The sequence below is a fragment of the Streptomyces sp. NPDC001796 genome (assembly GCF_042892355.1).
Taxonomy (GTDB): domain Bacteria; phylum Actinomycetota; class Actinomycetes; order Streptomycetales; family Streptomycetaceae; genus Streptomyces.
In genome coordinates this window covers 1-24,969 of record NZ_JBIAUC010000021.1, presented here as the reverse complement: position 1 = coordinate 24,969, position 24,969 = coordinate 1, and the positions used below count along the sequence as shown (strand labels likewise).

The window sequence follows — 24,969 nt, the reverse complement described above, 5'->3', positions numbered from 1 at the left end:
GCCCCACCGCACGTCCTGCCCTGCGCGCCCTCCTGGGAGCGAGACGCCCTCATCCCGTCACGGATGCGACAACTGCCCGGTCCCGCCCCGTCGGCGCAGGCGCTCCTGCGCCCGCTCCGCCACCCGTGCCCGGCGGCGGGCCGCGCGGCGTTCACGGCGCAGGGCGCGGGCCGTGCTGCTCGGGGCCGAGACCACTCCGTAGCGTTGGTTCCACACCTGGCGCGTCACCCAGACGTCCAGCGCGCCCCACGTCGCCACCACCGTGCTCGCCACGGTGCTCAGCACCATGGGGAACGCCAGCCAGGAGTCGGCCAGCGTGCACAGCACGGCGACCACCGCCTGGATCAGGGTCACGGCGATGATGAGGACCGCCCGCACCGCCGCCGTCCGCACGGGGTCCGGCAGCCGCCGCCGACGCGCGGGCTCCTCCACCCACAACGGCCGGTACGACGGCGTGTCCTGCTGCTCCGCGCCCGCCGCGATGTCGCTATCCGGTGCCTGGGGGCCCCGTCGCGCCCCTGTGGGCGCCGCGGCGCCCGTCCCGGACGTCCCGCGCCGCTCCGCCGTGTCCATCAACCCGTCACTCCCCACCGCCCGCAGACCACTCGTCCCGGTGTCACCCGACACCGACTCCCCAGTGGCTGCCCGGCTTGCGCTGTTTTACGCCGCCCGAGCGCGGCATGCGGCGCCTTGTGGCCGATTCCGCCCCCAATTCCCATACAGGAAGACGATCGTCGTTCCGCGAAGATTCCCAGCGAACGAAAAATTCCGGCCAAGGAGCCCCCAATTCCCGGCCGGATGCCCCGCCCCGCCGCGCGCCGGTTGCGGGAAGGCGATGTGCCGTAATGGCAGGACAACTGCCCACCTGCCGCCGGCCTTCCGCGGTCGGCGCGCCCGCTCGCTCCTTCGAGACACCCCTGGGTCGGTAGTAGGCTCACGCCGTTTGTTGACGCACATGTGTACCCCCGGGACGGAGGGGGTCGAGCTGGGGGAGGCCATGCGCTTTCGCGGGAAGTCCATCCGCCGGAAGATCGTGGCGCTGCTTCTCGTGCCGCTGATGTCCCTGACCGCCATCTGGGCCTTCGCCACGGTCCTCACCGGCCGTGAGGCCCAGTCGCTGTTCAACGTGTCCCACATCGTCGAAGAGGTCGGCTACCCCACCGAGGACACCGTCCGCGTCCTGCAGCAGGAGCGCCGCCAGACCCTCGTGTATCTCGCCGACCCACGTGCCTCCGACTCCCTCGCCGCGCTCCGCCGCAGCCGCGCCGCCACCGACGAGACGGTGGCCAAGCTCCGTCGCAACAGCAAGGACGAGGACCTGCACGAGGACATGGGGCAGGGCACCGCCGAGCGCCTCAGCTCCATCCTCGATGCCCTGGACGGCATGGCGTCGCTGCGCCGCAGCGTCGAGGACGGCACCGTCAACCGCTCCCAGGCCCTCGACCTCTACAACCGGCTTGTCGACCCCTGCTTCACGCTGCTGGCCAATCTCCACCTCCTGGACAACGTGGAGATGGACAAACAGAGCCGCGCTCTGGTCGACGTCTTCCGCGCCCGCGAACTGCTCTCCCGCGAGGACGCCCTCCTCGGTTCCGCACTCGTCGCCGGCCGGCTCACCCGCGACGACATCCGCGACGTCTCCGTCCTCGTCACCCAGCGCTCCGTGATGTACGACGTCAGCCTGCCGCTGCTGCCGTCCTCGGAGAGCCAACGCTTCCAGCGCTACTGGAAGAACGCCGGCACCGCGCCCCTGCGCGTGGCCGAGCGGGCCGTCGTCGACGCGGCTCCCGGCACCCCGCACGGCGTCACCGCCAAGAGCTGGGACGAGGCCGCCGGCCAGGTCCTGGACCGGCTGGACCGGATGAGCACGCAGGCCGACGACCGCTACCAGGACCGCGTCCGCCCCCTTGCCGTCAACGTCGTCGTCAAAGCGGCCATCCCCGGCGTCCTGGGCCTCATCGCCCTGCTGGTGTCCCTGATCATGTCCGTCCGGGTCGGCCGCACCCTCATCCGCGACCTGCGCCGGCTGCGCCTGGAGGCCCACGAGGCGTCCGGGGTGCGGCTGCCCAGTGTCATGCGCCGCCTCTCGGCGGGCGAACAGGTCGACGTCGAGACCGAGGTGCCCCGCCTGGAGTACGACAAGAACGAGATCGGCGAGGTCGGCCAGGCCCTGAACACCCTGCAGCGCGCCGCCGTGGAGGCCGCCGTCAAGCAGGCCGAGCTGCGCGCCGGGGTCTCCGAGGTCTTCGTCAACCTCGCCCGCCGCAGCCAGGTCCTGCTGCACAAGCAGCTCACCCTGCTCGACGCCATGGAGCGCAGGACGGACGACACCGAGGAACTCGCCGATCTGTTCCGCCTGGACCACCTCACCACGCGCATGCGCCGCCACGCCGAGGGCCTCGTCATCCTCTCCGGCGCCGCCCCCTCCCGGCAGTGGCGCAAACCCGTCCAACTCATGGACGTCGTCCGCGCCGCCGTCGCCGAGGTCGAGGACTACGAACGCATCGAGGTGCGCCGGCTGCCCCGCGTCGCCGTCACCGGGCCCGCCGTCGCCGACCTCACCCACCTGGTGGCCGAGCTTCTGGAGAACGCCACGGTGTTCTCGCCTCCGCACACCGCCGTGCAGGTCATCGGTGAGCGCGTCGCCAACGGCTTCACCCTGGAGATCCACGACCGCGGTCTCGGCATGACCGCGGAGGCGCTCATGGACGCCAACCTGAGGCTGGCCGAAACACCGGAGTTCGAGCTCTCCGACACCGACCGGCTGGGCCTCTTCGTGGTCAGCCGGCTGGCCCGGCGGCAGAGCGTCCGCGTCTCCCTCCAGCCGTCCCCGTACGGGGGCACCACGGCCGTCGTCTTCATTCCCGACACCCTCCTCACCGACGACGTCCCGGACACCAACGGCATCGGCTTCCGTCTCGACCGCCCCCTGCCCGACACGGCGTCCGGCACCCCCAAGGACCGAGCCTCGGCACTGTCCCACGCCCCCGTCGGACTCCCGAGTGTGCCCGCGTCGATCCTGGGCGGCCCCGTCGAGCTCGAAGCCCCCATCGACCTGGACGCGCTCGACGACTTCGCCGGCGTCCTCGACGAGCAGGACGACGAACCTGGCGTCTTCGGGCCCCGCCGCTCCCTCGCGGACCCCCCGGGCGAGCTGGGCCGGCAGGCACGCGACACACGGCGCGAGGCCGCCCGCCCCGGCGACACCGACCACCCGGGCGCCCCGGTCCCGTTGCCCCGCCGCCGCGCCCCCAAGCTGGTCAGCTCCCATGGCCGCCCGGTGACCGGTAAGGGACCGCGGCAGTCCGCGGCCGACGAGGAGCAGAGCCCACCCGACCGCGGCGTGACGGGGCTCCAGGAAGACCGTCGGCCGTCCGGCCGCTCCGGGGAACCCAAGGCCGGGGCCGTACGTTCGTACGATGATCGGATCGAGGTTCCTGTCCTGCCCCAGCGGCGTCGCACCCGGCCCCCGTCCGGCCCGGACGGGACCATGGCCGACCGGGACGCGGCGACCGGAGGGACGGACGCGGGGGCGGGCCCGCTGCCGCGCCGGGTCCGGCAGGCCAGCCTCGCCCCGCAGTTGAAGGACGGGCCCGGCCGGCGCGCCGAACGCGAGCAGTCGGGCACCGCCGACCGGACGGGGCGCGCCGAGCGGGACGCCGACGAGGTACGCAGCCGTTTCGCCTCGCTCCAGAGGGGCTGGCAGCGCGGCCGCGAGGAGAACGCCGCGGGCGACGAGGCCCAGGACGGCTCAGCACGAGGAACGACAAAGGGGGACGGTCGATGACCGCACCGAAGGCCGCAGGGCCCACCGCGACCAGCAAGGCGTCGGGGGAGTTGAACTGGCTCCTCGACGACCTGGTGGAGCGCGTCGCCAGCATCCGCAGGGCGCTGGTGCTCTCCAGCGACGGTCTGCCGACAGGGGTCTCCAAGGAGCTGAGCCGGGAGGACAGCGAACACCTGGCCGCGGTCGCCTCCGGATTCCACAGCCTCGCCAAGGGCGTCGGCCGCCACTTCGACGCCGGCGGAGTCCGACAGACCATCGTCGAACTCGACGAGGCCTTCCTGTTCGTCACCGCCGCCGGCGACGGGAGCTGCCTCGCCGTCCTGTCGGACGCCGACTCCGACATCGGGCAGGTGGCCTACGAGATGACCCTTCTCGTCAAACGGGTCGGTACACATCTGGGGTCCGCTCCGCGCACCGATCTGCCCGCGGGCGGGTAGTGGGACGGCATGAGCCGAGACGGTCAGGGAAGCAGCCACTGGTTCGACGACGAGGCCGGACCGGTCGTCCGTCCGTACGCCATGACGCGCGGCCGCACCAGCCACGAGGTGCAGCACCGCCTCGACCTGATCGCGGTGGTCGTCACCGAGCCGCATGTGAACGATCCCGAGGGGGACCCGTCGCTGTCCCCGGAGCACGTGGACATCGTCGAACGGTGCCGTGACACTCCCCAGTCGGTCGCCGAGCTCGCCGCCGAGCTCGATCTGCCCGTCGGCGTGGTGCGGGTGCTCGTCGGGGACCTGGTGGACGAGGAACTGGTCCACGTAAGCCGTCCCGTACCGCCCGCCGAGCTCGTGGACGAGAGCATCCTGCGCGATGTGATCAACGGCCTGCGAGCCCTGTGAGCCGGGGGTGCCGCGCGCTCCGGCCGAGTGCGCGGACGCCCCCGAGCGCGGCGCCGGCGTGCCCTCCCGCGCGCGGACCGGCGCCGCAACTCCCGTCCCGATATGATCCAAGTGATCGTCGGCCACCCACCGCAGCGTGCCGTTAACCGACCTGCGGGCAGGGTTCCGAGCAGCGCGATCGGAGAGACGGACGTGACCACGGGCTGGCAGTTCTGGGTCGACCGCGGCGGTACCTTCACCGACGTCGTCGCGCGCCGCCCGGACGGCCGGCTGCTCACCCACAAGCTGCTGTCCGACAACCCCCGCCGGTACGCGGACGCCGCCGTGGCGGGCGTGCGCACACTCCTCGAGGACGGCGGCCCCGTCGACGCCGTCCGCATGGGCACCACCGTCGCCACCAATGCCCTGCTGGAACGCAAAGGCGAACGCACCCTCCTCGTCATCACCCGCGGCTTCCGCGACGCCCTGCGTATCGCCTACCAGAACCGTCCGCACATCTTCGCCCGCGCGATCGAGTTGCCCGAGCTGCTGTACGAGCGGGTCGTCGAGGTCGACGAACGCATCACCGCCGACGGCACCGTCCTGCGCGCCCCCGACCTGGACGCCCTCGCCGGACCGCTGCGGGAGGCGTACGGCGAAGGGATCCGCGCGATCGCCGTGGTCTGCGTGCACAGCCATCTGCACCCCGCCCACGAACAGGCCATCGGCGAGCTGGCCGCCCGCACCGGCTTCCCGCAGATCTCGCTGTCCAGTGAGGTCAGCCCCCTGATGAAACTGGTGCCGCGCGGCGACACGACCGTCGTGGACGCCTACCTCTCGCCCGTCCTGCGCCGCTACGTCCAGCACGTCGCCGACGAACTGCCGGGCGTACGGCTGATGTTCATGCAGTCCAACGGCGGGCTGGCGGAGGCCGGACAGTTCCGCGGCAAGGACGCCATCCTGTCCGGGCCCGCGGGCGGCATCGTCGGCATGGCCCGGATGTCGCAGCTCGCCGGTCACGACCGTGTCATCGGATTCGACATGGGCGGCACCTCCACGGACGTCTCGCACTTCGCCGGCCAGTACGAACGCGTCTTCACCACGAGGATCGCCGGAGTGCGGCTGCGGGCCCCCATGCTCGACATCCACACGGTCGCGGCGGGCGGCGGCTCGATCCTCCACTTCGACGGCTCCCGCTACCGTGTAGGGCCGGACTCGGCGGGTGCGGACCCGGGACCCGTCTGCTACCGCGGCGGCGGCCCGCTGACCGTCACCGACGCCAACGTGATGCTCGGGCGCATCCAGCCCGCGCACTTCCCGCGCGTGTTCGGCCCCGACGGCGACCAGCCCCTGGACGACGCGCTCGTCCGCGAGCACTTCGCCGCCCTCGCCCGCGACATCCGTGAGCGGACCGGGGACGACCGCACCCCCGAGCAGGTCGCCGAGGGCTACCTGCAGATCGCCGTCGCCAACATCGCGGGCGCCGTCAAGCGGATCTCGGTCCAGAAGGGCCACGACGTCACCCGCTACGCGCTCACCACCTTCGGCGGGGCGGGCGGCCAGCACGCGTGCCTGGTCGCCGACTCCCTGGGCATCCGTACCGTCCTCGTACCGCCCATGGCGGGTGTGCTCTCCGCGCTCGGCATCGGGCTCGCCGACACCACCGCCATGCGTGAACAGTCCGTCGAGGCGCCCCTGGAGCCCGCCTCGATGCCCGGCGTCCTGAAGACCGCCGACGACCTCCAGAGCGCCGCCCGCGCCGAACTCCTCGCCGAGAACGTACCCGAGGACCGCATCAGGATCACCCGCCGCGCCCAGCTGCGCTACGACGGCACAGACACCGCGCTCACCGTCGAGCTGACCGAGCCCGACACGATGCGGCACGCCTTCGAAGAACGTCATCGCGCCACGTACTCCTTCACGCTCGACCGCCCGATCGTCGTCGAAGCCCTCTCCGTGGAAGCCACCGGCGTCACCGAACCCCCCGATCTCTCCGCCCTCGCCCCGTACGAAGGCCACTGCGCCGCGCCCGAGACCGTCCGCCTCCACACGGGCGGCGCCTGGCGCGACGTACCTCTCCACCGCCGGGAGCATCTGCCTCCCGATGAAACCGTCACCGGCCCGGCGATCATCACCGAGGCCAGTGCGACGACCGTCGTCGACGACGGCTGGCGAGCCGTGGCCCGAGACGACGGGCATCTGGTCATGGAACGTGTGGCGATTACGGAGAGTTCCCGCCCGGACACAGAAGTCGATCCGGTCCTGCTCGAGGTCTTCAACAACCTCTTCATGTCGATCGCCGAACAGATGGGCGCCCGCCTCGAGTCCACCGCCCAGTCCGTCAACATCAAGGAACGCCTGGACTTCTCGTGCGCCCTCTTCGACCCTGAGGGCAACCTGGTCGCCAACGCCCCGCACATCCCGGTCCACCTGGGCTCGATGGGCACCAGCGTCAAGGAGGTCATCCGCCGCCGCGGCGAGAGCATGCGCCCCGGCGAGGCCTACGCCGTCAACGATCCCTACCACGGCGGCACCCACCTGCCCGACATCACCGTCATCACGCCCGTCTTCGACACGGACGGTGACCGGCTCCTCTTCCACGTCGCCTCCCGCGGTCACCACGCGGAGATCGGCGGGATCGCGCCCGGCTCCATGCCCGCGCTCAGCCGCACCATCGAGGAGGAAGGCGTCCTCTTCGACAACTGGCTGCTCGTCGAGGGCGGCCGCTTCCTGGAAGAGGAGACGCTCCGTCTGCTGACCGAGGCGCGCCACCCGTCACGCAACCCGAGGACCAACCTCGCCGACCTGCGCGCCCAGATCGCCGCCAACCGCAAAGGCGTCGACGAAGTCGGCCGTATGATCGAGGACTTCGGGCTCGACGTGGTGCAGGCGTACATGAAGCACGTCCAGGACAATGCCGAGGAGGCCGTGCGCCGCGTGATCGACGCGCTGGACGACGGCGAGTACGCCTACGAAACCGACTCCGGCGCCGTGATCCGCGTCCGGATCCGCGTGGACCGCGAGAACCGCTGCGCGGCCATCGATTTCACCGGCACGTCCGCGCAGCTCCCGACCAACTTCAACGCGCCCTCGTCGGTGGTGAACGCCGCCGTCCTGTACGTCTTCCGGACTCTGATCGCCGACGACATCCCCCTCAACGACGGCTGTCTGCGGCCCCTCGAGATCATCGTCCCGCCCGGCTGCCTGCTGGCCCCCCAGTACCCGGCCGCCGTCGTCGCCGGGAACGTCGAGACCTCCCAGGCCATCACCGGTGCCCTGTACGCCGCGCTGGGGGTACAGGCCGAGGGCTCCGGCACCATGAACAACGTCTCCTTCGGCAACGACCGGTACCAGTACTACGAGACGGTGGCGTCCGGATCCGGCGCAGGCGACGGCTTCCCGGGCGCGCCCGTGGTGCAGACCCACATGACCAACTCGCGCCTGACGGACCCGGAGGTCCTCGAGTGGCGACTGCCGGTCCTGCTCGAGGAGTTCGCCGTGCGCCGCGGCAGCGGCGGCGCCGGACGGTGGCGCGGCGGGGACGGTGCCGTGCGCCGCATCCGCTTCCAGGAGTCCATGACCGTCTCCATGCTTTCCCAGCACCGCAGGATCCCGCCCTACGGCATGGCGGGCGGCGGGCCCGGAGCACTCGGCGCCAACCGGGTGGAGCGCGCGGACGGGGCCGTGGTGCGCCTCGCGGGCAGTGATGCGGCAGACGTCGGGCCGGGCGACGTACTCGTCGTCGAAACCCCCGGCGGCGGAGGTTACGGACCGCCGCCGTCCGATCCACGTCGAGCAGGAGAAGAGAACGATGATCGTCGGGCGCAGTGAGCGCGGCAAGCCTCCGGTCGAACCCGTCACGCTCAAGATCCTCGTGGCCGGCGGCTTCGGCGTGGGCAAGACGACCCTCGTCGGCGCGGTCAGCGAGATCAGGCCGTTGCGCACCGAGGAGGTGCTCACGGAGGCGGGCCGCCCGGTGGACGACACCCGTGGTGTGGAGGGCAAGCACACCACCACCGTCGCCATGGACTTCGGCCGCATCACCCTCCGCGAGGACCTGGTGCTCTACCTCTTCGGGACGCCCGGCCAGGACCGCTTCTGGTTCCTGTGGGACGAACTGGCCACTGGTGCCCTGGGCGCCGTCGTCCTCGCCGACACCCGCCGTCTGGAGGACTGCTTCGCCGCGGTCGACTACTTCGAGCGCCGCTCCATCCCGTTCGTCATCGGCGTCAACTGCTTCGACGGCGCGGTCCGCCACCCCGCCGAGGCCATACGGCAGGCCCTCGACCTGGACGACGACGTACCGGTCGTCCTCTGTGACGCCCGCGAGCGGGAGTCCGTCAAGGAGGTGCTGATCGAGGTCGTCCGGCACGCCGGGACGCAGGCGGCCGACCGCCGTGCGAGCGTTGCCACCTGATCCCGCGGACACGCAGGGGCGGCTCGTACCCCCGCCGACCGGGGTACGAGCCGCCGTGGTGCACGCCCGCGTGGCTCATGCGAGACGCACGCACGCGTGGCTCATTCGAGAGCGTGCGCTGACGTGCGGGTCAGTCCGCCTCGTCCTCCTGCCAGCCGAAGCTCTTCTCCACGGCCTTGCGCCAGTTGCGGTACTCCCGGTCGCGGACCGACGCCTCCATGGCGGGCGCCCACTCGACGTCCTTCTGCCAGTGCGACTTCAGCTCGTCGAGGCCGTCCCACACCCCGGTCGCGAGGCCGGCCGCGTACGCGGCGCCCAGGCAGGTCGTCTCGGACACCTTCGGCCGGATCACCGGCACGCCGAGCACGTCCGCCTGGTGCTGCATCAGCAGGTTGTTGTTCGTCATGCCGCCGTCGACCTTCAGGGTGGTGATCGGCACCCCGGAGTCCTGGTACATGGCGTCCACGACCTCACGCGTCTGCCAGCTCGTCGCCTCCAGCACCGCCCGCGCCAGGTGTGCCTTGGTGACGTAGCGGGTGAGCCCGGTGACCACCCCGCGCGCGTCGGAGCGCCAGTAGGGTGCGAACAGTCCGGAGAAGGCGGGCACGATGTACGCCCCGCCGTTGTCGTCGACGCTCGCCGCCAGCGTCTCGATCTCGTCCGCGGTGCGGATGATGCCGAGCTGGTCGCGGAACCACTGCACCAGCGCGCCGGTGATCGCGATCGACCCCTCCAGGCAGTAGACCGGCGCTTCGTCACCGATCTTGTATCCCATGGTCGTCAGCAGCCCGTTCTTCGACGGCACCGGCCGGTTGCCGGTGTTGAGCAGCAGGAAGCTGCCCGTGCCGTAGGTGTTCTTCGCCGTCCCCACGTCGTAGCAGGCCTGCCCGAAAACCGCCGCCTGCTGGTCGCCGAGCGCGGAGGCGACGGGGACGCCCGCGAGTTGGCCGACAGCGGTTCCGTACACCTCGGAGGAGGACCTGATCTCCGGAAGAATCGCCTCCGGGACGTTCATGGCGGACAGGATGGATGTATCCCACTGGAGCGTCTGGAGGTTCATCAGCATTGTGCGCCCCGCGTTGGTGACATCGGTGACGTGCCGTCCGCCGTCCGTTCCGCCGGTCAGGTTCCAGATCAGCCAGGAGTCGATGGTGCCGAACGCTATCTCGCCGCGCTCGGCTCGCGCCCTGAGCCCGGGCACGTTGTCCAGCAGCCAGGCCGCCTTGGGACCGGAGAAGTAACTCGCGAGCGGTAGCCCGGTCTGCTCGCGGAAACGGTCCTGCCCGTCGGGGCCTCCGAGTTCGTTGCACAGCGCGGCAGTCCGGGTGTCCTGCCAGACGATCGCGTTGTGCACGGGCTTGCCCGTGGCGCGGTCCCACAGGACCGTGGTCTCGCGCTGGTTGGTGATGCCGAGCGCGGCTATCTGGTCGGCGCGCAGCCCGGCCTTGGCGATCGCGCCCGCGACCACCGCCTGCACCTTGGACCAGATCTCCGTGGCGTCGTGCTCCACCCAGCCCGGCTTGGGGAAGATCTGGCGGTGTTCGCGCTGGTCCACGGCGACGATCCCGCCACTGTGGTCGAAGACGATGCAGCGGCTGGATGTGGTGCCCTGGTCGATAGCGGCGACGTACTTGCGGTCGTGGTCCGTCATGACGTCCCCTTCGTCAAAGGGTCAGAAGGCTGCTTTGTACACAAGGGCCGACAGCGCACCGCCGACCAGCGGTCCCACCACCGGGATCCAGGCGTAGCCCCAGTCCGACCCGCCCTTGTTGGGGATCGGCAGCAGGGCGTGGGTGATGCGCGGGCCGAGGTCCCGGGCGGGGTTGATCGCGTAACCGGTGGGCCCGCCGAGGGAGAGGCCGATGCCGACGACGAGCAGGGAGACGAGCAGGATGCCGATGCCCGAGCCGTACGCCGTCGTGCCGGGGATGATGCCGATGCCGGTGCCGAGGTTCTTGCCGAAGAACAGGATGGGCAGCACCAGACCCATGGTCGCGATGATCTCGGTGATCAGGTTGGCGACGGGATTGCGGATCTCCGGGGCGGTGGAGAAGATCCCGAGCGTGGGCTGGGCCCTGTCCTCCTCGGCGTTCGCCTGGAACTGGGCGAAGTAGACGAGCCAGGTCAGCACGGCGCCGAGGATCGCGCCCGCCATCTGGCCCAGCAGATAGTACGGGACGTCTTTCCACTTGGTGATGCCGGCGATGGCGAGGCCGATGGTCACCGCCGGGTTGAGGTGTCCTCCCGACTTGGGGGCGGCGGTGTAGGCGCCCGCGAGGACGCCGAAGCCCCAGCCGAAGGCGATGACGACCCAGCCCGCGCCTTTCGCCTTGGAGTAGTGCAGGGTGACGGCGGCGCAGACTCCCGCGCCGAACAGGATGAGTATGGCCGTGCCGATCAACTCGCCGACGAAGATGCTTGCATGCGTCATGGCGGCTCCTAGGCCCTCGCCCGGGGTCCGTCCGGCCCCGTGTCGGTCCTCCGTGCAGGGTTGCGTTTCCCTTGGCGACTTCAGCCGAAGGCAGGGAGGGTCCCGAACCCCGCCCGGCGTCCGCGACGAGCGTGCCTGTGCAGCGGAACCGCCCGTGGGGGACAACCCGTTGGTGCTCGTGTGGGCCTCGGATCGCATGACCGAATACGCCCGAATGCGGCGATGCCGACTGACATCCGGAAGTGTTCTCCCGCACCCACGGAGCGTCAAGGCGGGCGACGTAAACGGTGGGCAGGCATCCGCAGGAGCGGGGAGAGCGGGCGGGCGTGGCGTGGCGTCAGCGGCCCCCCGGCACGCCCGCCGGAGCCGGGAGCGAGCCGCGGCGGATCTCGTGGCCCGGCAGACCGGCCCGGCCCAGGACCCAACTCGCGCCGCTCAGCGCCTTCGCCGCCTGTTTGAGGGGGGCCAGGCACGCCGCCGCCTGACGGTGGTCGGTCACACTGCCGGGTGCGCACACGACCGTGGCCAGCGACAGCGTGACCGTGCGCCCGCCCGCCGACCAAGGTGAGTCGAGCACCGACGCGGCCAGCGGATCGAGCCTCTCGGGATCGGCCAGCACCAGGAAGTCGTCCCCACCGATGTGCCCCACCCGGGTGCTCCCCGACGCCGCGCCCTGCAACGCCCGCCCGACCGCACGGATGAGCTCGTCACCGGCGGCGAACCCCGCACCGTCGTTGACCTGCTTGAAGTGGTCGACGTCCAGCCAGCTCAGCGCGAACAGCCGTCCGTCCGCGATCCGCCGGTCCACCTCACCGGTGATCGCGTCCGACCCGGGCAGCCTGGTCAGCGGATTGAGCCCCGCTGCCTCCTCGACCCGGCTCTCGGCCAGCGCCCGTACGAGGTCCGCGAGCCGTACGACGCCCACACACCTTCCCTGGCGGTCGACCACCGCCACGTCGTCCGAGGTGCGGTCCCGCTCGCCGTCCGCGACCACGTCGAGCACCTCCCAGGCCGTGGCTCCGACGCCGACCGTGCGCGGCGGATCACCCAGCTTCGCGGCGGGCCGGTCGGCGTACAGCGCATGGCCGTACCGCCCCGACATCGACAGCAGGAACCGCGAACGGTGCACCGATCGGACCGGCACCCCGGCCCGGTCCACCAGCAGCACACCGGACACCTCCGGTGACCCGGTGAGCAGTGCCCGCACCTGACCCGCCGAGGCCGTCGCGGGCAGCAGCGCAGCAGGTCGCAGGAACTGCCGCACCGACGGCCCGGTACGCGGGGTCGCCGGCACGGAAGGGGCCGTCACCGGAAGGTATACGTCCACGGCAGGCCGCCGGGACGGTGGCGCGAACAGATCACCCTGGGCCAACTGCGCGCCCGCCGCCCGTACCGCCGCACACTGCGTCTCGGTCTCCACGCCTTCGACCGACAGCAACGCGCCCAACTGCTCGCACAGCGTCCGCATGGCCCGCACGGCGGCCGGCCGGGTCAGCAGGGACGCGTCGAGCTTCATCAGATCCGGCGCCATGTCCGCCAGCAGGCGCAGCGGTACGTCGCCGTCGCCGACTCCGTCCGCGCAGATCCGGAAACCCTCGCCGCGCAGCACGCCCACGGCGTCCAACAGGCTTTGGTGCGGTACGTGCGTGTACGGCGGACCCACGTCGACCGTCACCTCCCACGGCAGCCGCCCCGCCTGGCGCACGGCCTGCCGCAGGGCGGTGAGGCCGCCGAGATCGGCGAGCGTCGCCGCGAACACGTTGACGTGCAGTGGCAGGAGGGTCTCGTTCCGCGCCGCCGCGCCGACCGCCAAGGCGGCCAGACTGCCGTCGAGTTCAGGGTCCCGGCGGGCCTGCGCGAGGACGTCGCCGGTCTCCGGGCGCGCGAGGATCTCCAGTGCCGCCACCCCTCCGGTGGTCAGATTGACCACCGGCTGGAAGGCGAAACGGATGCTGTCCGTCCAGGAGGGCACGGCAGCATGATGGCGTCGTCGGTGCCCGCCGAGGCCCAGTTCATGACCTGTTCACACAGCATTCCCAGGTGATCACAGAGCGTACGGGTGTCGCCGGGTCACCGCACTGCGATCACTGCGGACCCATGTCCGAACAACCCCTGGTTCGCGGTGATCCCGATCCGTGCCCCCGCCACCTGGCGGTCGCCCGCCTCACCCCGCAACTGCCAGGTCAGCTCGCACACCTGGGCGATCGCCTGCGCCGGGACGGCCTCACCGAAGGACGCCAGGCCGCCGCTCACGTTGACGGGTATGTGTCCGCCGAGCGCCGTGGCGCCCTCTCTCAGCAGCTTGACCCCCTCGCCCTGCGCGCACAGCCCCAGGTCCTCGTACCACTGCGGCTCCAGGGCGGTGGACAGGTCGTAGACCTCGGCGAGGGAGAGGTCCTCGGGCCCGATGCCCGCCTCCTCGTAGGCGGCTCGGGCGATCGACGCGCGGAACGTCTCGGATGCCGGCTCGACCGCCACAGCCGAGTCCGTCGCGATGTCGGGCAGGTCCAGCACGGTATTGGGATAGCACGGCGTCACCGTGGACACCGCCCGGATCCGCACCGGCCGCGCCGCTCCGTGCCGGTGCGCGAACTCCATGCTCGACAGAACGAGGGCCGCCCCGCCGTCCGAGGTCGCGCAGATGTCGAGGAGTCTCAGCGGGTCGGCCACCACCGCCGAGGCGGCGACCTCGTCGGCGGTGACCCGTCTGCGGTACCGGGCGTTGGGATTGAGTGCTCCCATGGCCGCGTTCTTCACCTTGACCTGCGCGAAGTCGTCGACCGTGTCCCCGTGGACGGCCATCCGGCGGCGGGCGTTCAGACCGAAGTACGCCGGGTTGGTCGCCCCGAGGATCCGGAACCGCAGCCAGTCCGGATCGTCGGGCCGGTCACCGCCCGCGGGGCGGAAGAACCCCTTGGGGGCCGAGTCGGCGCCGACCACCAGCACCACGTCCGCGAGCCCCGAAAGGATCTGAGCGCGTGCGGTGTCGACCGCCTGAGCCCCCGAGGCGCACGCCGCGTACACGCTCGTCACCCGCGCCCCCTGCCAGCCGAGCGCCTTGGCGAACGTCGCCCCCGCCACGTACCCGGGATACCCGCCCCGCACGGTGTCCGCGCCCACGATCGAGCCGACGTCCCGCCAGTCGACCCCTGCGTCGGCGAGCGCCGCTTGCGCGGCCACCACCCCGTACGCGACGAAGCCGCTTCCCTCTTTGCCCCACGGGTGCAGGCCCGCGCCGAGCACCGCCACGTCGTCCGTCATCCCGCCACCCCCGTCGGCCGCCAGTGCCATGTCGTCCAGGTCGTCTGCGCGTCCTCGTGCAGCACACCGGGGACGACCTCCGCCTCCATGCCCACTGCCAGATCGGCGACGGCCACCCCCGGAACCGCCTGCCCGAGCACCACGATCCGCTCCGCTTCGAGTTCCACCGCGATCAACGCGTAAGGCCTCCAAGGAAGTTCCGGATTCGTCACATAGGGTGACGGTGGCCGATAGTGAGTGTCGGTGTACGACCAGATTCGCCCCCGTTTGGACAGTGACAGTTCGACGAGGTCACCGCCCTGACAGCCGGGGTTGCGGCAGAAGGCGTCCTCGCGCGGAAAGAACACCGACCGGCAGGCCGAGCACCTTGTGCCGACAAGACGGAAGTCTTCTCCCTCACCCGTGAACCATCCGGCCACCACAGGGGTGCGGACGTGCGACATGACCCCTCCCCAGCATGTTTCTGACGGGACGTCAGGAGTGTGCCACGTGCTCCGGGAATTCGGCAGACGCGCCGCAGAACGGCCCAGGCGTTCTTCCCCCGCCGAAGCCCGACTGATAAATGCAAAGGGCATGACACGTCTCTCGGTCGTCGTACGTAGCCTGGTCACCGCGCTCGCCGCGCTCCTCGCCGTCGTCTCCGCATCGGCCACCGCCCCGGCCGCGCCGCAGCCCAAGGCGCCCTCGGACTTCGTCGCGCTGAGATCCGTGGACCCGACGATCCTCGAGGAGATCCGGTACTTCACCCCGCACAACTTCGTCGGCGAGCGAATCGACGGCTACCGACAGCCCCTGTGCATCCTCACCCGCCCGGCCGCCGAAGCGCTCCACAAGGCACAGACCAAGCTGGTGCGCGAGGGCTACACGCTCAAGGTCTACGACTGCTACCGGCCGCAACGCGCCGTCGACCACTTCGTGCGCTGGGCGAAGGACCTCGACGACGAGAAGATGAAGGGCGAGTTCTATCCGCGGGTCGACAAGACCCGCCTGTTCGTTGACGGTTACATCGCGGAGAAGTCCGGGCACAGCCGAGGATCCACCATGGACCTGACGATCGTCCGACTGCCCGCGAGGCCGACCCGTCCCTACGTGCCCGGTCGGCCGCTCGTGCCGTGCTACGCGCCCAGGGCCGAGCGCTTTCCCGACAACTCCGTCGACATGGGCACCGGATTCGACTGCTTCGACACACTGGCCCACACGGACGACCCCCGGATCGTCGGCGAGCAGCGTGCCAACCGGCTGCTCCTGAAGCGCACCCTCGAGGGCCTCGGCTTCGTCAACCTCGCCGAGGAGTGGTGGCACTACACCTTCAAGTCGGAGCCCTACCCGGACACCTACTTCGACTTCCCCGTGTCCATGAAGTCGCTGACGTCCGCCCCTTGAGCCGCCCCCGGAGGACGCCGCACAGGTGATCGGATACAGTCCGCCACGTGTCCGAATCCCCGATCCCGTCCGCCGTCGGCTCCGTGCCGGACTCCCACTGTTCGAGCTGCGGAGCGCCCTACGGAGAGGGCATCTCCGGCTGGCCCCGCACCTGCGCCGCCTGCGGCACGGCGGCATACCGCAACCCGCTGCCCGTCGCGGTCGCCCTCCAGCCCGTGTACGACACCAAGGGCACGTCCCTCGTGGTCATCACCCGGACCATCCCGCCCGCGCGTGGGGGTGTCGCCCTGCCCGGGGGGTTCATCGACCACCGGGAGGACTGGCGGCACGCCGTCGTCCGGGAGCTGAAGGAGGAGACCGGCATCGGCGCGGCCGCCCGCGATGTGCGGCTCGTCGACGCGATGAGCTCGCCCGACGGCCACCTGCTGCTGTTCGGGCTTCTCCCGGAGCGTCCGGTCGGGGACCTGCCCCCGTCCACCGGCACGGACGAGACGGAGGGCTGGCAGCTCCTGCGCCGGCCCGCCGAACTCGCCTTCCCCCTGCACACCCTGGCGGTGCGGGGATGGTTCGAGGGCCGCTACGTGTGAGCCCGCGGTACGCGCGCAGCACAGCCTCGCGCGCGTCCCGCCCGGGTCACGCGTGGTCCAGGCCCCGTAGCCGCACCGGATACGCGGGATCGCTGCGGCCTTCGTCCGTCTCCCGCCGGACCACCACCCGGCGTCCCTTCCACCGCGTCACGTAGCGCTCGACCTCCGGCTCCTCCCAGCCGTCGCCCGGGTCCGGCACCACCGTCCCGCCCCCGGACCGCCCCCGCGCGGGCGCCCAGACCTCCAGCTCCAGGTCCCCGCCGGCACCCCGTACCGGCAGGACGGCGCCCGCACGCGCCAACACCGGAATCCGCCCCAGTGGTGCGTCGACCACCACGTGGCCCGGCCCTTCGTGCACCGCCTCGGTCACCGTGTCGTACCAGCGGCCCGGCGGCAGCAGTACCGTCCGTCGGACCGCGCCGGCCTCCAGGACCGGTGCCACCAGGAGGCTCTCGCCGAGCAGGAAGGCGTCCTCGCAGTCCCTCAGCGCCCTGTCCTCGGGCGCGCCCCACCACAGGGGCCGCACATAGGGCGCACCCGTGCGGCGAGCCAGGTGCGCCAGGGTGACGAAGTACGGCAGCAACCGCCGCCGCTCGGCGAGCGCCCCGCGCGCGTGCTCCAGAACGTCGTCGCCGAACTCCCAGGGCTCCCGTCGCCCGGCACGGGTACTGGCGTGTGTCCGGAACAGGGGAAAGTAGGAGGCGAGCTGGAACCAGCGCAGATACAGCTCCGGCGACGGACTCCCGTCGAAGCCGCCGACGTCCGGCCCGGAGTACGGCACACCGCACAGCCCGAGTCCCATCACCAGCGACAGCGAGGCGCGCAGCCCCGGCCAGCCCGTGGCCACGTCCCCTGACCAGGTCCCGCCGTAGCGCTGCATGCCGGCCCACCCGGAGCGCGAGAAGAGGAACGGCCGCTGATCCGGGACGAGGCCACGCAGCCCCTCGTACGCGGCCTTGGCCATGCACAGGGCGTACACGTTGTGGGCCTCCCGGTGGTCACCGCCACGGCCCTCCAGCGCGTGCCGGGCCGAGCGCGGGAGGGTGTTCTCGCCGAAGGCCGTGAACGACACCGGTTCGTTCATGTCGTGCCAGAACCCCGCGAAGCCCTGGGCGAGGCGCTCCTGGTAGAGCCCGCCCCACCACTCACGCACGCGCGCGTGCGTGAAGTCGGGGTACACGGTCTCACCGGGCCACGCGACCCCTTCCACCGGTCGCCCCGAGGCGTCCCGCACGAACGCGTCCTTCGCGCGCCCGCTGTCGTACACGGGATCGCCCGGCTCGGCCTTGACCGCGGGGTCGACGATCGACACCAGGCGGATCCCGTCCCGGCGCAGATCCTCGGCGAGGACCGGCAGCTTCGGGAAGCGGTCCCGGTCGACCGAGAACACCCGGTGGCCGTGGAGGTGATCGATGTCGAGATGGACGGCATCAAGCGGAAGGCCGTGCTCCGCGTAGCCGGCGGCGATCCGGCGCACCTCCTGCTCACTGCCGAAACCCCACCGCGCGTGATGGTGCCCCAGCGCCCAGGCCGGCGGCACCGCCGGCACCCCGGTCAGCGACGCCCAGACGCGCAGCACGCGCGCGGGGGTGCCCACCATCACCCAGCAGCGCAGCGGCCCGCCGTCCATCCGCACCTCACAGGCTCCCGGCCGGTCGTGCCCGGAGCCCGCACCCTCCTCACCCTCCCGCAGCGTCACCGTGCCGTCCCACGAGGTGTCATGGAAGACCAGATGCGTGCCCGCGTCCGCCACCACCATCTGGACCGGCATGGTGATGTACAGAGGGTCGTCGCCGGGCCCGAACGGCCGCCCCGGGTCCGTGTTCCACAGCCGGTAGGTCCCGTCGCGCAGTCGCGGCCCCCCGACCCGCCCCCCGAGCCCGAAGAACCGGGCGTCGGGCGCCACTTCGGCCCGCTGCATCCAGCGCGCGCCGCCCCCGTCCGCCGGCTCCCACCACCGGGGCGGCAGATCCCGGCGCAGGGTCACACCACCGGGCGTACACACCTCGATCGCTCCGTACCGCGACACCACGACCGTGACGCGCTCCGCCACGACACGCCAGCCGCCGTCCTTGTCCGGCTCCAGCACCGCCCGCGGATCCGGCTCGGGACAGCGGCCCGCGAGGGCGTAGGACGGCTCCGGCGCCACCCCGTCCCAGCCCCAGAACACGGCCCCGTTCACGGCGACCATGACCCGCAGCTCGGTACGCGCGAACCGTACGACACCCCCGCCCGGCCCGGGCTCCGCGTCCCGCACCGGCCCGGGTACCCGCGCCCGCTCCGCGCCCCGCCGCGGCAACCCGGTGGCATCGGCACGCCGTCTGCGCCAGGCGGCCCGCACGGTGCGCAGGCCCCCCGCCGCACCTCCCGAACCGACCGCTTTCACCGAACGCACCAGGTCACGACCGTCCATGCTGCTCACCTTGCCACTGACGCCCTCGCACAGGGGTACCGTTCAACTGCCGTTCACCTGTGTTCTGAGCACAGCTTCGCGATGCCGACTATGTGGGGCACACCCTGGTGCAGAAGTCGATCACGTGGCATCGTCCGTGTCAGCCGCGTGACGCGCACACCCCAGCACGTGCGCGGACCACGCACACGACGCGCACAGTCCGGGAGCCGCCCCATGACCTCAGCGAACCCCACGCCTCTCTGGCAGCCCGACGCCGACCGCATCGCCCGGGCACAGATCACCCGGTTCCAGGCCTGGGCGGCCGAACGCCACGGAGCACCCGCCGAGGGCGGCTACCCGGCGCTGCACCGCTGGTCGGTGGCCGAGCTGGAGACCTTCTGGAAGGCCGTCACGGAGTGGTTCGACGTACGATTCTCCACGCCCTACGCGCGCGTGCTCGGCAACCGCTCCATGCCGGGCGCCGAATGGTTCCCCGGAGCCACCCTGAACTACGCCGAACACGCCCTGCGTGCGGCAGCCACCCGAGCCGACGACCCCGCCCTGCTGGCCGTCGACGAGACCCACGAGCCCCGCCCGGTCACCTGGTCCGAACTGCGCCGCCAGGTCGGCTCGCTCGCCGCCGAACTGCGCGCCCTCGGCGTACGCCCCGGAGACCGCGTCAGCGGCTACCTGCCCAACATCCCCGAGGCCGTCGTCGCCCTCCTCGCCACGGCCGCCGTCGGTGGCGTGTGGACCTCCTGCGCACCCGACTTCGGAGCCCGCAGCGTCCTGGACCGCTTCCAGCAGGTCGAACCGGTCGTCCTGATCACGGTCGACGGCTACCGCTACGGCGGCAAGGAGCACGACCGCCGCGAGACCGTCACCGAACTCCGCCGCGAACTGCCCACCCTGCGGGCCGTCGTCCACATCCCGCTCCTCGGCACCGACGCCCCTGAGGGCGCCCTGGAGTGGTCGGCCCTGACCTCGGCGGACGTCGAGCCCGTCTTCGAGCAGGTGCCCTTCGACCACCCGTTGTGGGTGCTGTACTCCTCGGGCACCACCGGCCTGCCCAAGGCCATCGTCCAGTCCCAGGGCGGCATCCTGATCGAGCACCTCAAGCAGCTCGGCCTGCACTGCGACCTCGGTCCCGAGAGCCGCCTCTTCTGGTACACGTCCACCGGCTGGATGATGTGGAACTTCCTCGTCTCCGGCCTACTGACGGGCACCACGATCGTCCTGTACGACGGCAGCCCCGGCCACCCCGGCACCGGCGCCCAGTGGCGCGTCGCCGAACGCACCGGGGCCACACTCTTCGGCACGTCCGCCGCGTACGTCATGGCCTGCCGCAAGGCGGGCGTGCACCCGGCCCGCGACCACGACCTGACGAGGGTGCAGTGCGTGGCCACCACCGGCTCGCCGCTGCCACCGGACGGCTTCGCCTGGCTGCACGACGAGGTCCGCGACGACCTGTGGATCGCCTCCGTCAGCGGCGGCACCGACGTGTGCTCCTGCTTCGCCGGGGCCGTACCGACTCTCCCCGTGTACATCGGGGAACTCCAGGCGCCAGGCCTCGGCACCGACCTGCAGTCGTGGGATCCCAGCGGCAAGCTCCTGATCGACGAGGTCGGCGAGCTGGTCGTCACCAACCCGATGCCCTCCATGCCGATCCGGTTCTGGAACGACCCCGACGGCAGCCGCTACCACGAAAGCTACTTCGCCATGTATCCGGGAGTGTGGCGCCACGGCGACTGGATCACCGTCACCTCCCGCGGTTCGGTGATCATCCACGGCCGCTCGGACTCCACACTCAACCGCCAGGGCGTCCGCATGGGGTCGGCCGACATCTACGAAGCCGTCGAACGCCTCCCCGAGATCAAGGAGTCCCTCGTCATCGGCATCGAACAGCCCGACGGCGGCTACTGGATGCCCCTGTTCGTCCACCTGGCCCCCGGGGCCGTCCTGGACGACGCCCTGCTGAACCGCATCAGGCAGACCATCCGCGAACAGCTCTCACCACGCCACGTCCCCGACGAGATCATCGAAGTTCCGGGCGTTCCGCACACCCTCACGGGCAAGCGCATCGAAGTCCCGGTCAAACGTCTCCTGCAGGGCGCCCCGTTGGAAAAGGCCGTCAACCCGGGCTCCATCGACAACCTCGACCTGCTCCATTTCTACGAGGACCTGGCCCGCAAGCGCGCCTGACGCACCCCGTCCCGCCCCCGTGACGGCCTGCCGGCCACCTCGACCGGCAGGCCGTTGTCAGTGCCGCCCGTTACGTTGAGTGAGTACAGATCACTGCACGTAGGGGGAACCATGCCGCACACCGAGCAGCGGACCATGCGACGCGTCCTGCGCCGCGAGATCGCCGGCACCATCGGCTTGTTGACCGACGAACACGACTTCACCGCGATGCGGCGCTACCGCACCTTCACTTTCGACGACCACACGACCTACCTGCAGCAGGTGGAAGCCCTGCTCAGGACCCTCGCCGCGCAGGGCAGCCACACGACCGTCGCCCTCTTCGACCCCGAGGAGTACGCGGAGTTCTGCGCCCGCAACGGCCTGGAACCGGACGCCCCGTCCAGCCGCACCCGCTTCACCGCGGAACTGGCCGCCACCGGACCAGCCCTCCCGTACGAAGGACAGCCGCTGGCCGAACTCGTCCCCGACCTGATCGACGAGGCAGTACGGCGGGCCACCTGGGAGTACGCGACCAATGTGCTGGCCCGGCTGGGCGCGTGCGCCTCTTGCGGCGAGGACATCGGGCGCTCGGCCTTCGCTCGGGCCTCCCACCTCGTCGCCCGCATCCTCGACACCGCGAGCCCCGGGCACCGACACCTCGTGTGCAGCGTCTCGGCCGCACCCGAGACACTCGTCGCCGTGCTCCACGCGGACAAGGACCCCGACGGCACGGCCCACCTCGACGAGACCGAGGCACTGGAATTCACCAGCGTCCTCGCCCTCGGCATCGCCACCCACAGCGCCGGCGGCCTCGTCATGCGCACCGCAGCGCCCGGCACCCACGACCGTGTCTACGGGTGGCGCCTGCGCGGCGAACGACTGGAGCCACTCACCGCCGCGGAGGTCTTCGACGCCTACTGCACCGACATCGAGTCCGGTGACCTGGTCTCGCCCGAATCCGGTGTCGACTACTGCACCCCACCCGACCTCGGAGAAGACGGCCGCACACCCGGCCACGCCCATTGAACGGGCGAGGGGCGCCCCACCAGAAGGCGGAGCGCCCCTCGCCGCACGACGCCGGAGCGACGACGCGCGCCGACTACTCGCCGGACAGCACCGCCTGAGCCGCCCTGCGTGCCTCGTCGGCGGTGTCCGTGGCACGCGCCGCAGCCGCGGCACGCTCGCACTGCGCAAGCGTGTACTTCGCGAGCGTCGCCCGGACATAGGGAATCGACGCAGCACCCATGGACAAGGAGGTGACGCCCAGACCGGTCAGCACACACGCCAGCAGCGGATCCGACGCGGCCTCACCGCAGACACCGCAGCTCTTGCCCTCGGCCTTCGCCGCCTCCGCGGACAGCGCGACCAGGTCGAGCAACGCCGGCTGCCACGGATCCTGCAGACGCGACACCGCACCCACCTGGCGGTCCGCGGCGAACGTGTACTGCGCGAGGTCGTTGGTTCCCAGCGACAGGAACTCGACCTCCTGCAGGATCGCGCGCGCCCGCAGCGCGGCCGACGGGATCTCCACCATGGCACCGAACTTCGCGTGCAGCCCGGCCTCACGGCACGCGTCTGCGAACGCCTTGGCGTCGGTGCGGTCGGCGACCATCGGCGCCATGACCTCGAGATAGACCGGCAGCCCCTCCGCGGCCTTCGCGAGCGCCGTCAGCTGAGTGCGCAGCACCTCCGGATGGTCGAGCAGCGTCCGCAGACCGCGCACACCCAGCGCCGGGTTCGGCTCGTCCGCCGGGGTCAGGAAGTCCAGCGGTTTGTCCGCACCCGCGTCCAGCACCCGGACGACGACTCGGCCCTCGGGGAACGCTTCGAGGACCTGCCGGTAGGCCTCGACCTGCTTCTCCTCGGACGGCGCCTTCTTGTTGTCGTCGAGGAACAGGAACTCCGTACGGAACAGACCGACGCCCTCGGCGCCCGCCTCGACAGCGGCCGGCACGTCCGCCGGACCACCGATGTTCGCCAGCAGCGGGACCTTGTGACCGTCGGCCGTGGCGCCCGGCCCGGTCGAGGCCGCCAGCGCCGCCTTGCGCTCCGCCGCCGCGGCCTCCAGCTGTGCCTTCTTCTCGTCGCTCGGGTTCACGAATATCTCGCCCGTGCTGCCGTCGACGGCGATCATCGTGCCTTCGGCGAGCTCACCCGCACCCGGCAGTGCCACCACGGCGGGAACGCCGAGTGCCCGCGCCAGGATGGCGCTGTGGCTGGTCGGCCCGCCCTCCTCGGTGACGAAGCCGAGCACCAGGGACGGATCCAGCAGGGCGGTGTCCGCCGGCGCGAGATCCCGGGCGACCAGTACGTACGGCTCGTCGCTGTCCGGCACACCAGGCATGGGAACGCCGAGCAGACGGGCGACGATGCGGTTCCGCACGTCATCGAGGTCGGCCACACGCCCGGCGAGGTACTCCCCGGCCCCCGCCAGCAGCTCCCGGTACGCGGCGAAGGCGTCGTACACCGCCCGCTCCGCCGTGCTGCCGACGGCTATGCGACGCTCCACGTCGGCCATCAGCTCGGGGTCCTGGGCCATCATGGCCTGGGCCTCCAGCACCGCCTGCGCCTCGCCGCCCGCGAGATTGCCGCGCGCGATCAGATCGGCTGCCACAGCCTCCACGGCCTGGCGTGCGCGCCCCTGTTCGCGCTCCGCCTCCTCCGCCGGGATCTGCTTCGCCGGGGGTTCGAGCACCGCCGTCCCCATGTGCCGGACCTCGCCGATCGCCACACCGTGGCTCACACCGACGCCTCGCAGCGTTGTCTCCATCTCACCCGTCTCCGAATCATGCGGGGGTCCCGCCACCGCGATGGTTGTCTGTTGTGCCGTTCAGTCACGGCGCCGGCATCACTGCCAGGAGAAGAGCTGGTCGCCCGCCTTCACGTCGCCGTCCTCACGCAGACCGGACAGCGAGTCGGCCGTGGCCTCGAGAGCCACCACCGGGCACACCGGGGACTTGCCGGCCTGCTCGACGGCGGCCGGGTTCCAGCGCACGACGGCCTGACCACGCGTGACGGTGTCGCCCTTGTTGACGAGAAGCTCGAAGCCCTCACCGTTCAGCTGCACGGTGTCGATGCCCAGGTGGGTCAGGACGCCGTGTCCCTCTCCGTCAACCACGACGAATGCGTGCGGATGAAGGGACACGATGACGCCGTCCACGGGGGAGACGGCCTCCACGGGCTCACGTACGGGGTCGATCGCCATGCCGGGCCCGACCATAGCTCCGGAGAACACGGGGTCGGGCACTGCGGCCAGTCCGATCGCACGTCCGGCGAGAGGGGACGTCACGGTGGTCATGGAAAGCCTCCCAGGGGTGGAGATCCGAGCGGGCCGTCACTGCCTGTCCCGGACGGCGCACTGCGCAGCAGCGTATGTCATATGAACTGCCGGTTCCGCATGAGACGTACGGGTTGGCGGCCCTTGGAACGCGGCATGAGCGATTTGCACCCGCTCCCGGGCCGGTGTACAGTCGTACCCCTGCCTGGGGCGGAGCGATGCGACCGAGCGTCGTTGGCCGGGCAGCACCCAAACTTGTCAGATCCTATCTCGGGGTCCGTTTTGCATGTCTGCAGGGCGGTGGTCAGAGAGACGGAAAAACACTGATAGAGTTTGGAACACCGAAGGGAAGCGCCCGGAGGAAAGCCGAGAGAGTGAGTCTCTCCGGTGAGTACGAAGGAAGCGTCCGTTCCTTGAGAACTCAACAGCGTG

General features: G+C 71.2%; 18 protein-coding genes. 9 read left to right on the top strand and 9 right to left on the bottom strand.

The features are described from left to right. Window positions 1-57: 57 nt before the first annotated feature. Entirely contained in the window at window positions 58-573 is a 516-nt protein-coding gene (locus ACFYZE_RS30150; protein ID WP_389000859.1) for a hypothetical protein, read from the bottom strand. Window positions 574-997: 424 nt separating this feature from the next. Here ACFYZE_RS30150 and ACFYZE_RS30145 point away from each other — a divergent pair, with 424 nt between their 5' ends. The 5 genes from ACFYZE_RS30145 to ACFYZE_RS30125 all read left to right on the top strand — a co-directional run bounded on the left by ACFYZE_RS30145 (window position 998) and on the right by ACFYZE_RS30125 (window position 9,025). Further along, window positions 998-3,787, top strand: a complete 2,790-nt coding sequence (locus ACFYZE_RS30145) for a nitrate- and nitrite sensing domain-containing protein (RefSeq protein ID WP_389000856.1) — start codon at window positions 998-1,000, stop codon at window positions 3,785-3,787. Continuing rightward, window positions 3,784-4,224 (top strand): roadblock/LC7 domain-containing protein, encoded by a 441-nt coding sequence (locus ACFYZE_RS30140; RefSeq protein WP_389000853.1) that lies wholly within the window; start codon window positions 3,784-3,786, stop codon window positions 4,222-4,224. The genes ACFYZE_RS30145 and ACFYZE_RS30140 overlap by 4 nt, the downstream gene beginning before the upstream one ends. Window positions 4,225-4,233: 9 nt before the next feature. Next, entirely contained in the window at window positions 4,234-4,629 is a 396-nt protein-coding gene (locus ACFYZE_RS30135) for a DUF742 domain-containing protein (RefSeq protein WP_389000850.1), read from the top strand. A gap of 192 nt (window positions 4,630-4,821) precedes the next feature. Further along, window positions 4,822-8,439 (top strand): hydantoinase B/oxoprolinase family protein, encoded by a 3,618-nt coding sequence (locus tag ACFYZE_RS30130; protein ID WP_389000847.1) that lies wholly within the window; start codon window positions 4,822-4,824, stop codon window positions 8,437-8,439. After that, entirely contained in the window at window positions 8,420-9,025 is a 606-nt protein-coding gene (locus tag ACFYZE_RS30125) for an ATP/GTP-binding protein (RefSeq protein ID WP_389000844.1), read from the top strand. Before ACFYZE_RS30130 ends, ACFYZE_RS30125 begins: the two co-directional genes overlap by 20 nt. 130 nt (window positions 9,026-9,155) lie before the next feature. On the opposite strand, the gene glpK is transcribed toward ACFYZE_RS30125, so the two are convergent. The 5 genes from glpK to ACFYZE_RS30100 all read right to left on the bottom strand — a co-directional run bounded on the left by glpK (window position 9,156) and on the right by ACFYZE_RS30100 (window position 15,139). Next, window positions 9,156-10,676: a glycerol kinase GlpK gene (glpK, locus tag ACFYZE_RS30120; RefSeq protein ID WP_389000841.1), complete on the bottom strand. Its 1,521-nt coding sequence runs from the start codon at window positions 10,674-10,676 to the stop codon at window positions 9,156-9,158. Between the two features lie 21 nt (window positions 10,677-10,697). Then, window positions 10,698-11,456, bottom strand: coding sequence for an MIP/aquaporin family protein (locus ACFYZE_RS30115; RefSeq protein WP_389000838.1), 759 nt, complete (start codon window positions 11,454-11,456; stop codon window positions 10,698-10,700). Window positions 11,457-11,793: 337 nt separating this feature from the next. Next, window positions 11,794-13,428 carry an EAL domain-containing protein gene (locus ACFYZE_RS30110; RefSeq protein WP_389000835.1) on the bottom strand — a complete coding sequence of 545 codons (1,635 nt, stop codon included), beginning with the start codon at window positions 13,426-13,428 and terminating at the stop codon, window positions 11,794-11,796. Between the two features lie 98 nt (window positions 13,429-13,526). Beyond that, entirely contained in the window at window positions 13,527-14,717 is a 1,191-nt protein-coding gene (locus tag ACFYZE_RS30105; protein WP_389000832.1) for a lipid-transfer protein, read from the bottom strand. Further along, window positions 14,714-15,139 carry a Zn-ribbon domain-containing OB-fold protein gene (locus ACFYZE_RS30100; RefSeq protein WP_389001072.1) on the bottom strand — a complete coding sequence of 142 codons (426 nt, stop codon included), beginning with the start codon at window positions 15,137-15,139 and terminating at the stop codon, window positions 14,714-14,716. Before ACFYZE_RS30100 ends, ACFYZE_RS30105 begins: the two co-directional genes overlap by 4 nt. Window positions 15,140-15,290: 151 nt before the next feature. On the opposite strand from ACFYZE_RS30100, the gene ACFYZE_RS30095 reads away from it, so the two are divergent. Continuing rightward, on the top strand, window positions 15,291-16,100 hold the full coding sequence (locus tag ACFYZE_RS30095; protein WP_389000829.1) for a M15 family metallopeptidase: 810 nt from the start codon (window positions 15,291-15,293) through the stop codon (window positions 16,098-16,100). Between the two features lie 47 nt (window positions 16,101-16,147). Then, complete coding sequence (locus ACFYZE_RS30090) at window positions 16,148-16,687, top strand: NUDIX domain-containing protein (RefSeq protein ID WP_389000826.1); 540 nt, start codon at window positions 16,148-16,150, stop codon at window positions 16,685-16,687. A gap of 46 nt (window positions 16,688-16,733) precedes the next feature. Here the strand turns inward: ACFYZE_RS30090 and ACFYZE_RS30085 are convergent, their stop codons facing one another. Next, entirely contained in the window at window positions 16,734-19,100 is a 2,367-nt protein-coding gene (locus tag ACFYZE_RS30085) for a glycoside hydrolase family 31 protein (protein ID WP_389000823.1), read from the bottom strand. Between the two features lie 213 nt (window positions 19,101-19,313). Here ACFYZE_RS30085 and ACFYZE_RS30080 point away from each other — a divergent pair, with 213 nt between their 5' ends. Next, window positions 19,314-21,281, top strand: a complete 1,968-nt coding sequence (locus tag ACFYZE_RS30080; protein ID WP_389000820.1) for an acetoacetate--CoA ligase — start codon at window positions 19,314-19,316, stop codon at window positions 21,279-21,281. Between the two features lie 111 nt (window positions 21,282-21,392). Then, window positions 21,393-22,286: a hypothetical protein gene (locus ACFYZE_RS30075; protein ID WP_389000817.1), complete on the top strand. Its 894-nt coding sequence runs from the start codon at window positions 21,393-21,395 to the stop codon at window positions 22,284-22,286. 73 nt (window positions 22,287-22,359) lie between these two features. On the opposite strand, the gene ptsP is transcribed toward ACFYZE_RS30075, so the two are convergent. Both ptsP and ACFYZE_RS30065 read right to left on the bottom strand, forming a co-directional pair. Beyond that, window positions 22,360-24,030 (bottom strand): phosphoenolpyruvate--protein phosphotransferase, encoded by a 1,671-nt coding sequence (gene ptsP / locus ACFYZE_RS30070; protein WP_389000814.1) that lies wholly within the window; start codon window positions 24,028-24,030, stop codon window positions 22,360-22,362. 78 nt (window positions 24,031-24,108) lie between these two features. Then, window positions 24,109-24,558 carry a PTS glucose transporter subunit IIA gene (locus ACFYZE_RS30065; RefSeq protein ID WP_389000811.1) on the bottom strand — a complete coding sequence of 150 codons (450 nt, stop codon included), beginning with the start codon at window positions 24,556-24,558 and terminating at the stop codon, window positions 24,109-24,111. Between the last annotated feature and the right edge of the window lie 411 nt (window positions 24,559-24,969).

Excerpts from the sequence above, each read along its gene's own strand:
- ACFYZE_RS30065 (WP_389000811.1), bottom strand. The coding sequence starts at position 24,558 with ATGACCACCGTGACGTCCCCTCTCGCCGGACGTGCGATCGGACTGGCC.
- ACFYZE_RS30075 (WP_389000817.1), top strand. The coding sequence starts at position 21,393 with ATGCCGCACACCGAGCAGCGGACCATGCGACGCGTCCTGCGCCGCGAG.
- ACFYZE_RS30115 (WP_389000838.1), bottom strand. The coding sequence starts at position 11,456 with ATGACGCATGCAAGCATCTTCGTCGGCGAGTTGATCGGCACGGCCATA.
- ACFYZE_RS30135 (WP_389000850.1), top strand. The coding sequence starts at position 4,234 with ATGAGCCGAGACGGTCAGGGAAGCAGCCACTGGTTCGACGACGAGGCC.
- ACFYZE_RS30085 (WP_389000823.1), bottom strand. The coding sequence starts at position 19,100 with ATGGACGGTCGTGACCTGGTGCGTTCGGTGAAAGCGGTCGGTTCGGGA.
- ACFYZE_RS30140 (WP_389000853.1), top strand. The coding sequence starts at position 3,784 with ATGACCGCACCGAAGGCCGCAGGGCCCACCGCGACCAGCAAGGCGTCG.
- ACFYZE_RS30080 (WP_389000820.1), top strand. The coding sequence starts at position 19,314 with ATGACCTCAGCGAACCCCACGCCTCTCTGGCAGCCCGACGCCGACCGC.
- glpK (WP_389000841.1), bottom strand. The coding sequence starts at position 10,676 with ATGACGGACCACGACCGCAAGTACGTCGCCGCTATCGACCAGGGCACC.
- ACFYZE_RS30150 (WP_389000859.1), bottom strand. The coding sequence starts at position 573 with ATGGACACGGCGGAGCGGCGCGGGACGTCCGGGACGGGCGCCGCGGCG.
- ACFYZE_RS30095 (WP_389000829.1), top strand. The coding sequence starts at position 15,291 with ATGACACGTCTCTCGGTCGTCGTACGTAGCCTGGTCACCGCGCTCGCC.
- ACFYZE_RS30145 (WP_389000856.1), top strand. The coding sequence starts at position 998 with ATGCGCTTTCGCGGGAAGTCCATCCGCCGGAAGATCGTGGCGCTGCTT.
- ACFYZE_RS30105 (WP_389000832.1), bottom strand. The coding sequence starts at position 14,717 with ATGACGGACGACGTGGCGGTGCTCGGCGCGGGCCTGCACCCGTGGGGC.
- ptsP (WP_389000814.1), bottom strand. The coding sequence starts at position 24,030 with ATGGAGACAACGCTGCGAGGCGTCGGTGTGAGCCACGGTGTGGCGATC.
- ACFYZE_RS30125 (WP_389000844.1), top strand. The coding sequence starts at position 8,420 with ATGATCGTCGGGCGCAGTGAGCGCGGCAAGCCTCCGGTCGAACCCGTC.